The following is a 13,412-nucleotide window of genomic DNA, read 5'->3' as shown; positions in this document are numbered from 1 at the left end:
GGCGCCCGGGACGGCGGTGCTCAGCCGCCGCGTCGCTCGAGGGTCTCGACGAGCCCGTCGCGGACCTCGGGGTGGACGACGTCGGCGTCGACGACCCGTCGCGCGGCGGCGAGGTCGCCGGTGAAGGCCCGGAAGAGCAGGAGCAGGTCGACGTCGTGGGCGGGTCGCTCCACGTCGATGGCCGCACCGGTGTGCACGGTGCCGGGCGTCACGACGGAGAGGTAGGCGCCGGTGCGCCCGGCCTCCGTGAACCGCCGCACCCATCGCCGCTCACCCATGTGCGCGGCGAAGGTGCTGCACGGGATGCGCGGCACCTCGACCCGCAGCACGACGTCCCCGATGCGCCACAGCTCGCCGACGAGCGCGTGCGTCGTGTCGACGCCGAGGGTCGTGATGTTCTCGCCGAATCCCCCTGAGGGGATGGGGCGCCCGATCTGCTGCTCCCAGAACTCCTGGTCCTCGCGAGGGTAGGCGTAGACGGCCTGCAGCGCGCCGCCGTGGTGCTTCGGGTTGCCGATCTCGTCCCCGACGACGCCGCTGCCGAGCCCGCCGCGCTTGGGGCCGGGGTCGCGCACCTCGAACGACTCGACGGGCCGCTTGTCGATCGCGGTGGGTCGGCCGCCGCCCTCGGGGGCGGTGCATCGGCCCGTGCCGAGGGTGAGGACGTGGGGATGGTTCGTCACCCGCGCGAGCCTAGCGTCGGCGTGCCGGACGGCCGCCGGTCCCTCCGTCCGAGGTGGCTAGCGTGGACGTCATGGCTGACCTTCCTCTCGTCGTGTCCGTCCCCGACCCCGAGTTCGCCGAGGCGCTCGCCGACCTCGACGGCGTCGACGCGGTCGTCTGGGACATGGAGCGACCACACCCGCGCGGCCCCGAGATCCGCTACGCCGTCATGCCCTACATGACGAGCCTCGACCTCGCCGACGTCACCCGCGGGCTCGACGCCCTCGACGTCGTCCAGCTGCAGAGCGCCGGCTACGAGCAGTTCGTCGGTCAGCTCCCCGACGGCGTGACCCTCTGCAACGCCGCGGGGGTGCACGACGCCTCGACGGCAGAGCTGGCGCTGACCCTGACGCTGTCGTCGATCCGCGACATCCCTGAGTTCGTCGGGTCGCAGCAGCAGGGGCGCTGGGAGCCGCTGCGCCTGCGCTCGTCGCTCGCGGACCGGCGGGTGCTCGTCGTCGGCTACGGCCGGATCGGCCGGGCGATCGCGCGGCGCTTCGCCCCCTTCGAGGTGACGCTGACGGCGGTGGCGTCCCGAGCGCGCGCCGGCGACGAGCTCGTCCCGCGCGTGCACGGCATCGACGAGCTGCCCGACCTCCTGCCCGACCACGAGGTCGTCGTCGTCATCGTCCCGCTGACGGACGCCACGCGAGGCCTCTTCGACGCGTCGATGCTCGGTCGTATGCCGGACGGCGCGCTCCTCGTCAACGTGGCCCGGGGGCCCGTCGTCGACACCGACGCGCTCGTGGCCGAGTGCGCCTCCGGCCGGCTACGGGCCGCGCTCGACGTGACGGACCCCGAGCCGCTGCCGCAGGACCACCCGCTGTGGACGGCCCCGGGGGTCCTCGTCACGCCGCACGTCGGGGGAGCGACCGACGCGATGCGTCCCCGGGCCGTCGCGCTCGTGCGTCGACAGGTCGAGGCGCTGCTCGCGGGCGAGCCGGTCGACAACGCCGTCGCCGGACCCTTGTCTGCCCCACAGTCATAGTGGACACTGTCAACATGACCGAGACCATCGTCGCCATCGGCACGCGCAAGGGGCTCTGGATCGCCCGCAGCACCGACCGGCAGGACTGGACCCTCGAGGGCCCGCACTTCCTCATGAGCGAGGTCGCCTCCGTCGCCGTCGACACCCGCGAGGGCCGGTCCACGGTGCTGGCGGGCGTCAAGTCGTGGCACTGGGGGCCCACCGTCCAGGCGTCCACGGACGGTGGTCGCACGTGGACCGAGAGCGCCGAGCGGGCCCTGGCCTTCCCGGCAGACACCGACACCGCCCTCGAGCGCGTCTGGCAGCTGACGCCCGACCCCAACGACACCGACGTCGTCTGGGCGGGGGTCGAGCCGCACGCCCTCTTCAAGAGCACCGACCGCGGCGAGCACTACGAGCTCGTCCGCGGCCTCTGGGACCACCCGCACCGTCCGAGCTGGGAGCCCGGCTTCGGCGGCGGGGCCGTGCACACGATCGTCCCCGAGCCCGGACACCCGGAGTCGGTCCTCGTCGCGATGAGCGCGGGCGGCGTCTACCGCTCGGGCGACGGCGGGGAGACGTGGGCGCCGAGCAACCCCGGCATCCGGGCCGGCTTCATGCCCGACAACGAGTACCCGGAGTACGGCCAGTGCGTGCACAAGGTGGCCCGCGGACAGGGCGAGGGCGAGCTCTTCGCGCAGAACCACAACGGCGTCTACCGCTCGCACGACAACGGTGCGACGTGGGACTCCATCGCGGAGGGGCTGCCCACCGACTTCGGCTTCACGGTCCTCGCCCACCCGCGCCGTCCCGGCGTCGTCTGGGTCGTGCCGGTGGCCGATGCGGGCGAGCGCATCCCGCCGGACGCCCAGCTGCAGGTGCAGCGCTCGGACGACGCCGGCTCGACGTGGCGCCAGCAGGCGAGCGGCCTGCCCGACCACAGCTACACGTGCGTGCTGCGCGACGCCGCCGGACTCGACACGGCCGACCCCGTCGGCGTCTACCTCGGCACCCGCAACGGCGACGTCTTCGCATCTGCCGACGAGGGTGAGACCTTCCAGCGCATCGCGACCCAGCTGCCCGACGTGCTCGTCGTGCGCGCCGCCCAGATCGCCTGACACGCAAAGGGATTCCGTATGCCGTCCGCCCCCGTCCGCGTCATCCTCCCGGGCATGCTCCGCGACCTCGTGGGCGGTGTCGCCGAGATCGAGGTCGAGTCACCGGCCGAGTCGCAGACCGTGGCCGAGCTGCTCGACCGGGCGTTCTCGGGTCACCGCATCCTCGAGGGGAAAGTGCGCGACGAGCGCGGCCAGATCCGCAGGCACGTCAAGGTGTTCGTCAACGGCGAGGACGCGACGCGCGGCGAGGGCATCGGTGCGCCGGTCCCGGCCGGCGCCCGGGTCCACATCATCAACGCCGTCTCCGGCGGCTGATCGCGCGGAGCCTCAGGCGTCGACGCCGAGGAGGATGGGCAGGACGGTGCGCTCGAGCTCGCCGACGGTGAGCGAGCGCGGTTCCACGAGGCGCTGGGTCATCGACCCCTGCGCGAGCGAGATGGCGGCGCGGACGAAGAGGTCGGTGGGGATCGGGAGCGTCAGCCCCTGGCGCGACACCGCCTCGTCGACGACGGAGACGAGCTCGTCGCGGACCCGGCGCTGCTGGGCGGCCCACGCGCGTCGCGCGGCGGCGTCGCGGATGGCGTGGAGGGTGAACTCCGTCGTCAGCACGAGCCAGCGCTCGCGGCTGTCGTCGGCCAGCGCCGCGAAGACGTCGCGGAGCACCTCGTCGGCGCTCGCGTGCTCGCGCTTGCTCGCGCGACGGATCCGGTCGACGAGCGCCTCCGAGTGGCGTCGGGAGAGCTCGACGACGAGGTCGTCCTTGGAGCTGAAGTTGGAGTAGAACGCGCCTCGGGTGAAGCCGGCGCGCTCGCAGATGTCCTCGACGGTGGCTCCGTGGAAGCCGCGTTCGGCGAAGACCTCGCTCGCGGCCTCCAGCACGCGGTCACGCGTGGCCTGACGTCGGGCCGTGATGCGAGGGGTGGTGGACGGGGCGGTGGCGGACGGCATACGCAAAGGATACAACCTCGAATTGAATACAACCTCGTATCGGAGCATACTCGTCGGGTGACCACTTCCAGCACCGGACGCCCGACGGCCTCCGACCGACGCACCGTCGTCGTCGACGACGTCAGCGTCGCCGGCACGCACGAACCCTTCGTGGAGCACGTGAGCTTCACGGCCCCCGAGGCCGTCGTGACGCTCGTGCCGACCGACCCGGGCATCCCGCAGGTCGCCCTCGCCCTCGCCATCGGGGGGCGGGTCGCCCTGCTGCGCGGCCGGGTCAGCATCGGCGGGGTCTCGGAGCGAGCCGAGCTGCAGCTGCGCACGCGCCTCGTCGACGTCGCCGACGTCACGGCACCCGAGGACTCGCTGGCCGTGCGGGCCGTCGTGCAGGAGGAGCTCGCCCTCGCCGAGCGCCCCGCCTCCCGTTCGGCCGTCGCCGCCTTCCTGGCCCAGCACGACGTCGCCGACCGGGCCGGGGTGCCCTGGGAGCAGCTGCCCGCGGGCGTGCGCACGAGCCTGCTGCTCGAGCTCGGTGCCCTTCACCCACAGGTGCGCGTCCTCGTCCTCGCTGGTGCCGAACGGCACGGCGGCGACCACGCGGTCTGGCTGGAGACCTGCCACCGGCTGGCCCGGGAGGGCTTCGCCGTCATCGTCCTGACGACGGCAGCCCTGGCGTCGACGCTGTTTCCCGTCGAGGCCTCGGCCGACCCAGAGCCCGCACCAGAGCCGGAGCAGGAGCCGGAGCTGGAGCTCGCGACGGAGTCGCAGCCCGACCCTGCACCTGAGCTCGAACCCGAACCCGCACCCGGAACAGAGCCAGAGCCCGCGACCGAGTCCGAGCCGTCGACCGAGCCCTCGACCGAACCCTCGAGCGAGCCGGAGCCCGGTCCGGAGCCGCAGGACACCACAGCCACCACCCCGAAGGAGCCCTCGGCATGAACCCCGTCCGCCTCGCGGTCGCCGAGCTGCGCCGTCTCACCAGCTCGCGCCTGGCCCGGCTCGCCCTGGCCGCCCTCGTCCTCATCCCCACCCTCTACGGCGGCCTCTACCTCTACGCCAACCACGACCCCTACGGCGGCTTCCCCCAGGTGCCGGCGGCTGTCGTGAGCGACGACGCCGGGACCACCCTGAGCACGGGCGAGAAGCTCCAGGTCGGGGGACAGGTGGCCGACCAGCTCGTCGACTCCGGGTCCTTCGACTGGCACCGGGTCTCGCACGACGAGGCGATGCGCGGCGTCGACGACGGGTCCTATGCCTTCGCCGTCATCCTGCCGCGGACCTTCTCGGCCGACCTCGCCTCGACCGCCGAGTTCACACCGCGCCAGGCCACGATCGTGCTCGAGACGAACGACGCCAACAACTACATGACCTCGACCATCGGCAACCAGGTCATCAAGCAGGTGACGGCGTCGGTCGCGAGCCAGGTGAGCCGGACCGCCGCCAGCAAGCTGCTCCTGGGCTTCAGCGAGGTCCACGACCAGCTCGTCAAGGCCGCCGACGGCTCCGAGCAGCTGCGTGCCGGGGCGGTCAAGGCCGACGACGGCGCGAAGAAGCTCGCGAGCGGCGCGCGAACCCTCGCGACCGGGCTGGACGACCTCGCCTCGGGGGCCAGGCGCCTCGACACCGGCATCGGCCAGGCGGCCTCGGGTGCCGACAGTCTCGAGGCGGGCGCCGGCCAGCTCGCCTCCGGGCTCGCCACCCTGCAGTCCCGCACCGCCAACCTGCCGGCGCAGACCGCTCGCCTCGCCGACGGCGCCGAGCAGGTGGCGGCGGGCAACCGGACCATCGCCTCGTACGGCACCAAGGCGGCGACCGCGTCGACCCAGCTCAAGAGTCGGATCGCCGCTGACCGGTCGAGTTTCCTGTCGGCCCTGCGCGCCCAGGGGCTCACCGACGCGCAGCTCGCCGTCGTCGAGTCCAGGCTCGACGTCGTCGACGGCTACGTCGACTCGGCCGACGCCACGATCCAGTCGGCCTCCGGCAGCCTCACCCGCCTGTCCAAGGGCGCCGACCAGGTCGCGACCGGCGCCCGCACGCTCGCCTCGGCCACGCCGGCCCTGACGAGCGGCATCGCGCAGGCGCACTCGGGAGCCGAGCAGGTCCGCGACGGCGCGAGCTCGCTCGCCACCGGGCTCGACCAGCTGAAGACGGGTTCGGCCGCGCTCGCGTCCGGCGCGACGAAGGCCGCCACCGGGGCCGAGACGCTCTCGTCGGGCGCGACCTCCCTCGCCTCGGGGCTCGACTCCCTCGTCAAGGGCGCCACGGACCTGCACGCCGGCCTCGTCAAGGGCCGCGACGCCGTGCCGGACCCCTCCGACGCGCAGCGCAAGGCGATGGCCCAGACCATCGGCAACCCCGTCGGGGTCTCGTCCGACTCGCTCTCGTCGGCCGGCTCCTACGGGGCAGGGCTCGCGCCGTTCTTCATGAGCCTGGCCCTGTGGATCGGGGCCTACGTCCTCTTCCTCTTCGTCCGACCCCTGTCGACCCGCGCGCTCGCGACGAGCCAGCGGTCGCTCCGCACGGCCGTCGGCGGCTGGCTCGCGCCGGCGCTCGTCGGTGTCCTCCAGGCCGCGGCGCTCGTGCTCGTCGTCGGGCGGGGCGTCGACATCCGGATCGCGCACCCGGTGCTCGCCTTCCTCTTCCTCGTGTTCGTGTCCATGACGTTCGTCGCGATCCTGCACGCCCTCGCCGCACGTCTCGGCGCCGTCGGGAAGTTCCTCGGCCTCGTCCTCATGGTCGTCCAGCTCGTCAGCGCGGGTGGCACGTTCCCGTGGCAGACGCTGCCCGGACCGCTCCAGGCCATCCACCACGTCGTACCGATGACGTACGCGATCGACGGGCTCCGCCGGCTCATGTACGGCGCCGACCTCGGTCCGGTGCCGGCCAGCGTGGCGGTGCTCGCGGCATACCTCGTCGGTGCCCTCGCGGTGTCGACGGTCGCGGCCCGACGCTCGCGGATGTGGACCCCGTCGCGGATCAAGCCCGAGCTGAGTCTCTGACCGGTCCGGGCTGACAACGCGGCCGGTCCGGAGCATGCTCGGAGTCATGAGCAGCGCCTCGAGAGAGAAGACCCTCATCCTCATGCGTCACGCCAAGGCCGAGGAGGGGCCGGGCAAGGTCGACCACGACCGCGAGCTCGCCGCACGTGGTCGACGGGACGCCAAGGCTGCGGGGAAGTGGCTCCATGCCGAGGGGCTCGTGCCCGACCTCGTCATCTGCTCGACCGCGCAACGCACGCGGCAGACCTGGGAGGAGGCGTGCCGCGGTGGGGCGCACACGGAGTTCGTCGAGTTCCGACGCAGCGTCTACCTCGGCGGCTCGGAGCAGACGCTCGAGACGGTGCGCGAGGACGGTGGTGACACCGCGACCGTGCTCGTCGTCGGGCACAACCCCACCATGGCGCAGCTGACGAGCCTGCTCACCGACGGCGAGGGCTCGCGCGAGGCGCACGAGGCCCTCGGGGAGGGCTTCGTCACGAGCGGGCTCGCGGTCCTGCGCTACGCGGGGGACTGGGCCGACCTCGACCTCGGCACGTGCGAGCTGACGCGCTTCCACGTCAGCCGCGGGCACGACGACTGACCCCCGCGGGCACCCGGTCCGGGTCGGGCTCAGGCTGTGAGATGCGGTGTCCACCCAGCGGACACGGTTCTATGCTGCTCGCATGACGCAGACGCCTGACATCAAGCCCCGCAGCCGCGACGTCACCGACGGTCTCGAGAAGACCGCCGCGCGGGGGATGCTCCGGGCCGTAGGCCTCGGCGACGACGACTGGGTCAAGCCGCAGATCGGCGTCGCGAGCTCGTGGAACGAGATCACGCCGTGCAACCTGTCGCTCGACCGGCTCGCCAAGGCGGTCAAGGACGGCGTGCACGCCGGCGGCGGCTACCCGCTCGAGTTCGGCACGATCTCGGTCTCCGACGGCATCTCGATGGGTCACGAGGGGATGCACTTCAGCCTCGTCTCCCGCGAGATCATCGCCGACTCCGTCGAGACCGTCATGAACGCCGAGCGCCTCGACGGGTCGGTGCTGCTCGCGGGCTGCGACAAGTCGCTCCCGGGCATGCTCATGGCCGCGGCGCGCCTCGACCTCGCGTCCGTCTTCCTCTACGCCGGAACGATCCTGCCCGGCATCGCCAAGCTCTCCGACGGCACCGAGAAGGAGGTCACGATCATCGACGCCTTCGAGGCGGTCGGGGCGTGCGCCGCCGGGAAGATGTCGCTCGAGGACGTCGACGCCATCGAACGCGCCATCTGTCCGGGCGAGGGTGCCTGCGGCGGCTTCTACACCGCGAACACGATGGCCGCCGTCGCCGAGGCCATCGGCATGTCGATCCCCGGTTCGGCCGCACCGCCCGCGACCGACCGACGCCGCGACATGTACGCGCGCAAGTCGGGCGAGGCCGTCGTCGAGCTGCTCCGCAAGGGGATCACCGCCCGCGACATCATGACCAAGCCCGCCTTCGAGAACGCCATCGCCGTCGTCATGGCCTTCGGTGGCTCGACGAACGCCGTGCTCCACCTGCTCGCCATCGCCAACGAGGCCGAGGTCGACCTCACGATCGAGGACTTCCGCCGCATCGGCGCCAAGGTCCCGCACCTGGCCGACGTCAAGCCCTTCGGCAGCTTCGTCATGAAGGACATCGACCACATCGGTGGCATCCCCGTCGTCATGAAGACGCTCCTCGAGGCGGGCCTGCTCGACGGCGACTGCCTCACGGTGACGGGCAAGACGATGGCCGAGAACCTCGATGACATCAACCCGCCGCACATCGACGGCCGCGTCATCCGCGAGATGGCGACCCCGATCCACAAGACGGGTGGCCTGACGATCCTCACCGGCTCGCTCGCGCCGGAGGGGGCCGTCGTGAAGTCGGCCGGCTTCGACGAGTCCGTCTTCGAAGGCACCGCGCGGGTCTTCGACGGCGAGCGCGCTGCGATGGACGCCGTCGAGCAGGGCGCGCTGCAGAAGAACGACGTCGTCGTCATCCGCTACGAGGGACCCAAGGGTGGCCCCGGCATGCGCGAGATGCTCGCCGTCACCGGCGCCATCAAGGGCGCGGGCCTCGGCAAGGACGTCCTGCTCCTCACCGACGGTCGCTTCTCCGGCGGCACGACCGGCCTCTGCGTCGGCCACGTCGCCCCCGAGGCCGTCGACGACGGCCCGATCGCCTTCGTCCACGACGGCGACACCATCCGCCTCGACGTCGCGAACGGCACGCTCGACGTGCTCGTCGACGACGACGAGATGGAGCGTCGGCGTGCCGCCGGCGTCACGCACCCCGAGCCCAAGTACCAGCGCGGCGTCCTGGCGAAGTACCGCAAGCTCGTGGGCAGCGCGAGCCGCGGCGCCGTCTGCGGCTGACGCCCGCACAACACGCCGAGCAGGTCGCGACGCACCGGGATCCGATCCCGGTGCGTCCGCCCCTTCTCGGGGTGTCGCACGAAGGGCGCGTATGCCGTGTGGCCGGGTCAGTGCCCGGCGTCGCGGAAGGCGCGGGGCGTGATCCCCGTGTGCTCGCGCAAGCGGCGGATGAGGTGCCTCTCGTCGCTGAACCCGGTCGCCGCGGCGATGTCCCGGACGCCGAGCCCGGTGTGGACGAGCAGGTCGGTCGCGGCCTCGAGCCGCCGTGCGGCCCGGTGGGCGTAGGGACTCGTGCCGGTCTCGGACCGGAACCGGCGCCGCCACGTCTCGTACGTCATGCCCACCTCCTCCGCGACGGACGGCAGGTCGAGCGGCTCGCCGAGGTCGCGGTCGAGCAGCTCGACGGAGAGGTCGAGCCAGTCGGGCCGCCCGGGTCTGCGCAGCGCCGCGCCCGCGGTCGCCGCCGCGCTCGACTCGAGTAGTGCCGCGAGCAGGTCGAGGGCCTCGGCGTCGCGACCGTCGACGGTCGTCGGGCGGGTCCTCTCGCCGAAGGCCGCGAACCGGTGCTGCCACCGAGGGACCGGCAGGCCGTGCACGAGCGGCCGGTCGGCCGTGAGCGCGCCACGCCGGCGCGCCAGCTCGAACGCCACGCCGTCGAAGACGACGAAGACCTCGTCCCAGCCGCCGCGGTCGGCGCCGTACCAGTGCGGGTGGCCGGGGTGCACGACGACGAGCGAGCCCGCGCCCAGGGGCTCGTCGTGACCCGCGTCGCGGTAGCGACCCGTCCCCGCAGTGACGAAGGTGAGCCCCCACGTCGGGTGCCGTCGCGCAGTGCCCGCCGGCAGGCCGCTGCCGCCGGCGATGCGCCCGGCCACGAGCACCTCGCCGAGCCGCCCGGAGGGGACGCGGTGCACGCCGGCGCTCTGGGCCTCCCGTTCGTCCATGGGGCCATCGAACCAGATCGTTCCCCGGTGACCACGACGTTCCGGGTCGTCCCCGTGGCTGTCTGGTGGGCTGTTCCCTGCGACGACCACTCGGGTCGTTCACGATCCACGGAGGACGAGCCGCCACATGCCCACCGACCTGCTTCCCGCGCTCACCACGGCATACCCCATCCATGACGACGACGTCGCGGCCTTTCGCTCGAACGGCCACGTGCGCCTGGCCCAGGTGGCCACGCAGGAGGAGGCGGCGGCATACCGCGCGCCCGTGGCGGCGGCCGTCGAGCGCCTCAGCACCGAGACCCGGCCCCTCGCCGAGCGTGACAGCTACGGCATGGCGTTCCTGCAGGTGATGAACCTCTGGCGGCACGACGAGGGCGTCGCGCGTTTCGTCATGGCCTCCCGCTTCGCCGACGTGGCCGCGCGCCTGCTCGGCGTCCCGCGGATGCGGCTCTACCACGACCAGGCGCTCTTCAAGGAGCCCGGCGGCGGCTACACGCCGTGGCACCAGGACGCGATGTACTGGCCGCTCGACGGGTCGCGGTGCCTGACCATGTGGATGCCGCTCGTCGACATCACGCCTGCCCACGGCGGGCTCGCCTTCGCCACCGGGAGCCACGTCGACGGCCCGTTGAGCGACATCGGCATCTCGGACGCGTCCGAGGAGCACTTCGACCGCGTGCTGTCAGAGCGTCGCCTCGTCGTCGACGAGCCGGTCGCGATGCGCGCCGGTGACGCGTCCTTCCACTCGGGCTGGACGGTGCACAAGGCCCTCGGCAACTCCTCCGACCGGATGCGGGAGGTCATGACGGTGATCTGGTTCGCCGACGGTCTCACCGTGCTCGAGCCGGCCAACCCGGCGCAGGCCAACGACCTCGCCTCGTGGCTGCCGGGGCTCGCGCCGGGCCACGTCGCGGCGTCACCGGCCAACCCCCTGCTGACCCCCTGACTCGCGCAACACACCGAGGAGGTGACAACGCACCGGCATCCGAACCCGGTGCGTCGGGACGTTCTCGGTGTGTTGCGGGTGAGTGGCCGCCGGGCTCTCTTCAGACGCCCGACTCGGCCCGCTCCTTGAGGCCCGCGGCCTCCATCGCGAGGTAGCGGTCGGTCAGTGTCCGGTAGCCGCGGCCGACGACCGAGCCGAGCCAGCCCGACTGGGTGATCGACAGCGTCGCCCGGCACGTGCCGGGGCCCGTCGCCTCGACCCCGTGACGACCCGTCGTCAGCGTGCCGGGACCGCTCGCCTCCCACGTGAAGTCGTGTCCCTCGGTGAGGCCCGTGACGGTCCAGACCGTGGTCGGGATCCGCGGCTGGTCGATGCGGGCGCGCGCCCCGACCCGCAGTCCGTCGTCGAGCAGCGTCACCGACCTCACCGACGCGGTCCACTCGGGCCAGTGCTCGACGTCGCGCAGGACCGCCCACACCCGTGCGACCGGGGCGTCGATGTCGATGCTCGTGTGCTGCTCCACGGCGCCTCCTCAGGCGGGTGCGGCCCCCGGGTCCGGTGTCACGTCTGCCGCCCAGTGGCGCCACACCGACGTGACCTGCATGCCGACCTTCTCATAGAGACCGAGCGCTCCGGTGCGGGAGTCGGTCGACAGCTCGGACCGCTCGCCGCCGTGGGCTCGGGCGACCTCGAAGGCGTCGACGAGGAGCGCTCGGGCCAGGCCCTTGCCGCGCTCGTCGCGGCGCACCGCGAGCTTGTCGACGTAGGCGCAGCCGCTCGACACGACGACGAAGGCCATGCCGACCACCGTGTCGGACGCGTCGACCATGAGCCGCAGCTGCCAGGGCTCGTAGCCGGGGCGCCGCGAGACGTTGGCCGTCCACTCCTCGAAGGTCGTGCGCTCGCGCTCGGACCACTCGAGGAAGGCGTCCTCGTTGACGGTCCACGTCGCGCGGAGGTCGTCCTCGTCGCGAGGCTCGCGGACGGCATACCCCTCCGGGACGGGCTGCGGCTCGATCGCCTGCCCGGCAGGCAGCTCGAGGACCCACGACGTCCAGAGGGTGCGGTAGCCCAGGGCAGCGAGGAGGCGTTCGCCGGCGGAGTCGCCGGGCACGGGCTGGCCGACGACGGTGCCGCCGTCACGCGCGCCCACCGCTCGGGTCCAGTGCGACAGCGCCGTGCCGATGCCCAGCCCGCGGTGCGTCGGCGCGACGGCCGCGTCGGCCCAGCGCCCCTTGTAGACCTCCGCGTATGCCACGAGGCGGTCGCCGTCGAGCACGCCGACCGACTGCGTGGCGAGGTCGAAGGCGGGGCGCTGCCAGTCGCCGACGATGTCGGCCTCCTCGATGAGGACCTCGCCGACGTCGTGCAGCTCGCAGGCCGCCATGAGGGCGGTGACGGCCGCCGCGTCGCCCCGCGTCAGCGGGCGGGTCGTCAGGGTGGCGGCGGTCTCGGGCAGGTGCAGCTGCACGGCCGGGTGCGGGCCGGTCCGTGGCGTCAGGTCACTCGACGTCTCGGTGCTCATGGGGTCTCCTCGAGGGATCGGTCGTGCGGTCGGTCGTGGGTTCGGTCGTGGGTTCGGTCGTGCGGCCGGTCGTCGGGTGGGTCGGGGGAGTCCTCGGCGTCGAGGCCGATCGAGCGGCGGAAGGCCGGCAGGCCCTCGACCGTGACGGGGTGGTCCCCACGCACCAGGTCCTCCGGCCGCAGCACGAGCTGCTGGTTGACGGCCAGCTCGCCCTCGCGGCGGCGCAGCCGCTTCTGGCCGCCGGGCCGGTAGCCGACCTTGCGGCTCACGGCGAGCGAGGCTGCATTGTCGGTGAAGGCGCCCGACGTGAGCTCCTCGGCATCGAGGTGGTCGAAGGCGAAGGCGCAGATCGCGCGGCGCATCATCGTGCCGATGCCCTTGCCCTGGTGGGCCAGGCCCAGCCAGGAGCCGGTCTCGCCGGTCCGGGTCACGAGGTAGTCGCGCGTCGAGATCCCCTGCGTCCCGACGAGCGTGCCCTCGTGCCAGACGCCGAGGTTCAGCTCCCAGCTCTCGAGGGAGAAGTCGGCGCGGCAGCGCCAGTGGAACTGGGCCATCCGGCGGCGGAGCGTCTCCGGGTCGGTGTCGGTCCAGGGGTGGTAGAAGGGCATCCGGTCGGCGGGGTGGATGCCCGCGGCCGCGAGGTCGGCGAGCGTGCCGAGGTCGTCGTCGCCCAGACCACGCAGCTCGACCGGTCCGGCGACGACCCGGAGGCCGAGGGCGGGCAGCAGGTCGGCCACGGTGCTCGTCATGACGGTCAGTGTCCCGAGCCGGTCGCACCGGCGACAACCGACTTTCGCGCACGCGCCCTCCTGCGGGGTCCGGAACCTCGGAGTGACAGTGGGTGAGATCACGAGGTCACATGCTGAGACGCGTGAGATGGTC

General features: G+C 72.8%; 14 protein-coding genes. 8 read left to right on the top strand and 6 right to left on the bottom strand.

The genetic code is table 11. The features are described 5' to 3' along the window. Positions 1 to 20: 20 nt before the first annotated feature. On the bottom strand, positions 21 to 683 hold the full coding sequence (locus ACSSS0_RS03670; RefSeq protein WP_487230100.1) for an MOSC domain-containing protein: 663 nt from the start codon (positions 681 to 683) through the stop codon (positions 21 to 23). Between the two features lie 71 nt (positions 684 to 754). Between ACSSS0_RS03670 and ACSSS0_RS03665 the strand changes: the two genes are divergently transcribed. From ACSSS0_RS03665 to ACSSS0_RS03655, 3 genes are read left to right on the top strand one after another with little or no spacing between them, the layout of a single operon-like run. Next, a complete protein-coding gene (locus tag ACSSS0_RS03665) occupies positions 755 to 1,711 on the top strand; it encodes a 2-hydroxyacid dehydrogenase (RefSeq protein ID WP_487230099.1) in 957 nt (318 codons plus the stop codon). Positions 1,712 to 1,725: 14 nt separating this feature from the next. Next, positions 1,726 to 2,808 carry a WD40/YVTN/BNR-like repeat-containing protein gene (locus tag ACSSS0_RS03660; RefSeq protein ID WP_487230098.1) on the top strand — a complete coding sequence of 361 codons (1,083 nt, stop codon included), beginning with the start codon at positions 1,726 to 1,728 and terminating at the stop codon, positions 2,806 to 2,808. Between the two features lie 18 nt (positions 2,809 to 2,826). Continuing rightward, the gene (locus ACSSS0_RS03655) at positions 2,827 to 3,123 is read left to right on the top strand and encodes a MoaD/ThiS family protein (RefSeq protein WP_487230097.1); all 297 of its coding nucleotides are present in this window, start codon (positions 2,827 to 2,829) and stop codon (positions 3,121 to 3,123) included. Between the two features lie 12 nt (positions 3,124 to 3,135). Here the strand turns inward: ACSSS0_RS03655 and ACSSS0_RS03650 are convergent, their stop codons facing one another. Continuing rightward, on the bottom strand, positions 3,136 to 3,756 hold the full coding sequence (locus ACSSS0_RS03650; protein WP_435985266.1) for a TetR/AcrR family transcriptional regulator: 621 nt from the start codon (positions 3,754 to 3,756) through the stop codon (positions 3,136 to 3,138). A gap of 57 nt (positions 3,757 to 3,813) precedes the next feature. Here ACSSS0_RS03650 and ACSSS0_RS03645 point away from each other — a divergent pair, with 57 nt between their 5' ends. The 4 genes from ACSSS0_RS03645 (at position 3,814) to ilvD (ending at position 9,115) form a co-directional block, all read left to right on the top strand. Further along, on the top strand, positions 3,814 to 4,692 hold the full coding sequence (locus ACSSS0_RS03645) for a hypothetical protein (protein WP_487230096.1): 879 nt from the start codon (positions 3,814 to 3,816) through the stop codon (positions 4,690 to 4,692). Beyond that, positions 4,689 to 6,752 carry a YhgE/Pip domain-containing protein gene (locus tag ACSSS0_RS03640; protein WP_487230095.1) on the top strand — a complete coding sequence of 688 codons (2,064 nt, stop codon included), beginning with the start codon at positions 4,689 to 4,691 and terminating at the stop codon, positions 6,750 to 6,752. The genes ACSSS0_RS03645 and ACSSS0_RS03640 overlap by 4 nt, the downstream gene beginning before the upstream one ends. A 46-nt stretch (positions 6,753 to 6,798) precedes the next feature. Next, positions 6,799 to 7,332: a SixA phosphatase family protein gene (locus ACSSS0_RS03635; protein ID WP_435985269.1), complete on the top strand. Its 534-nt coding sequence runs from the start codon at positions 6,799 to 6,801 to the stop codon at positions 7,330 to 7,332. A gap of 82 nt (positions 7,333 to 7,414) precedes the next feature. Beyond that, a complete protein-coding gene (ilvD, locus tag ACSSS0_RS03630) occupies positions 7,415 to 9,115 on the top strand; it encodes a dihydroxy-acid dehydratase (protein WP_435985270.1) in 1,701 nt (566 codons plus the stop codon). A gap of 107 nt (positions 9,116 to 9,222) precedes the next feature. Here ilvD and ACSSS0_RS03625 read toward each other — a convergent pair whose 3' ends face one another. After that, positions 9,223 to 10,059 (bottom strand): helix-turn-helix transcriptional regulator, encoded by an 837-nt coding sequence (locus ACSSS0_RS03625; protein WP_487230094.1) that lies wholly within the window; start codon positions 10,057 to 10,059, stop codon positions 9,223 to 9,225. Positions 10,060 to 10,186: 127 nt separating this feature from the next. On the opposite strand from ACSSS0_RS03625, the gene ACSSS0_RS03620 reads away from it, so the two are divergent. Further along, the gene (locus ACSSS0_RS03620; protein WP_487230093.1) at positions 10,187 to 11,005 is read left to right on the top strand and encodes a phytanoyl-CoA dioxygenase family protein; all 819 of its coding nucleotides are present in this window, start codon (positions 10,187 to 10,189) and stop codon (positions 11,003 to 11,005) included. Positions 11,006 to 11,105: 100 nt separating this feature from the next. Here ACSSS0_RS03620 and ACSSS0_RS03615 read toward each other — a convergent pair whose 3' ends face one another. Genes ACSSS0_RS03615 through ACSSS0_RS03605 form a run of 3 tightly spaced genes read right to left on the bottom strand, consistent with a single transcriptional unit; the run spans position 11,106 to position 13,279 of the window. Continuing rightward, positions 11,106 to 11,528, bottom strand: coding sequence for an SRPBCC family protein (locus ACSSS0_RS03615; RefSeq protein WP_487230092.1), 423 nt, complete (start codon positions 11,526 to 11,528; stop codon positions 11,106 to 11,108). 9 nt (positions 11,529 to 11,537) lie between these two features. Further along, positions 11,538 to 12,530 carry a GNAT family N-acetyltransferase gene (locus ACSSS0_RS03610; protein WP_487230091.1) on the bottom strand — a complete coding sequence of 331 codons (993 nt, stop codon included), beginning with the start codon at positions 12,528 to 12,530 and terminating at the stop codon, positions 11,538 to 11,540. After that, positions 12,527 to 13,279, bottom strand: coding sequence for a GNAT family N-acetyltransferase (locus ACSSS0_RS03605; protein ID WP_487230090.1), 753 nt, complete (start codon positions 13,277 to 13,279; stop codon positions 12,527 to 12,529). The genes ACSSS0_RS03610 and ACSSS0_RS03605 overlap by 4 nt, the downstream gene beginning before the upstream one ends. Positions 13,280 to 13,412: the final 133 nt, after the last annotated feature.

The organism is Terrabacter sp. R4-6 (assembly GCF_057529065.1).
This window is presented reverse-complemented; position numbering and strand designations above follow the sequence as displayed.

Excerpts from the sequence above, each read along its gene's own strand:
- ACSSS0_RS03665 (WP_487230099.1), top strand. The coding sequence starts at position 755 with ATGGCTGACCTTCCTCTCGTCGTGTCCGTCCCCGACCCCGAGTTCGCC.
- ACSSS0_RS03660 (WP_487230098.1), top strand. The coding sequence starts at position 1,726 with ATGACCGAGACCATCGTCGCCATCGGCACGCGCAAGGGGCTCTGGATC.
- ACSSS0_RS03655 (WP_487230097.1), top strand. The coding sequence starts at position 2,827 with ATGCCGTCCGCCCCCGTCCGCGTCATCCTCCCGGGCATGCTCCGCGAC.
- ACSSS0_RS03650 (WP_435985266.1), bottom strand. The coding sequence starts at position 3,756 with ATGCCGTCCGCCACCGCCCCGTCCACCACCCCTCGCATCACGGCCCGA.
- ACSSS0_RS03640 (WP_487230095.1), top strand. The coding sequence starts at position 4,689 with ATGAACCCCGTCCGCCTCGCGGTCGCCGAGCTGCGCCGTCTCACCAGC.
- ACSSS0_RS03635 (WP_435985269.1), top strand. The coding sequence starts at position 6,799 with ATGAGCAGCGCCTCGAGAGAGAAGACCCTCATCCTCATGCGTCACGCC.
- ilvD (WP_435985270.1), top strand. The coding sequence starts at position 7,415 with ATGACGCAGACGCCTGACATCAAGCCCCGCAGCCGCGACGTCACCGAC.
- ACSSS0_RS03625 (WP_487230094.1), bottom strand. The coding sequence starts at position 10,059 with ATGGACGAACGGGAGGCCCAGAGCGCCGGCGTGCACCGCGTCCCCTCC.
- ACSSS0_RS03620 (WP_487230093.1), top strand. The coding sequence starts at position 10,187 with ATGCCCACCGACCTGCTTCCCGCGCTCACCACGGCATACCCCATCCAT.
- ACSSS0_RS03610 (WP_487230091.1), bottom strand. The coding sequence starts at position 12,530 with ATGAGCACCGAGACGTCGAGTGACCTGACGCCACGGACCGGCCCGCAC.
- ACSSS0_RS03605 (WP_487230090.1), bottom strand. The coding sequence starts at position 13,279 with ATGACGAGCACCGTGGCCGACCTGCTGCCCGCCCTCGGCCTCCGGGTC.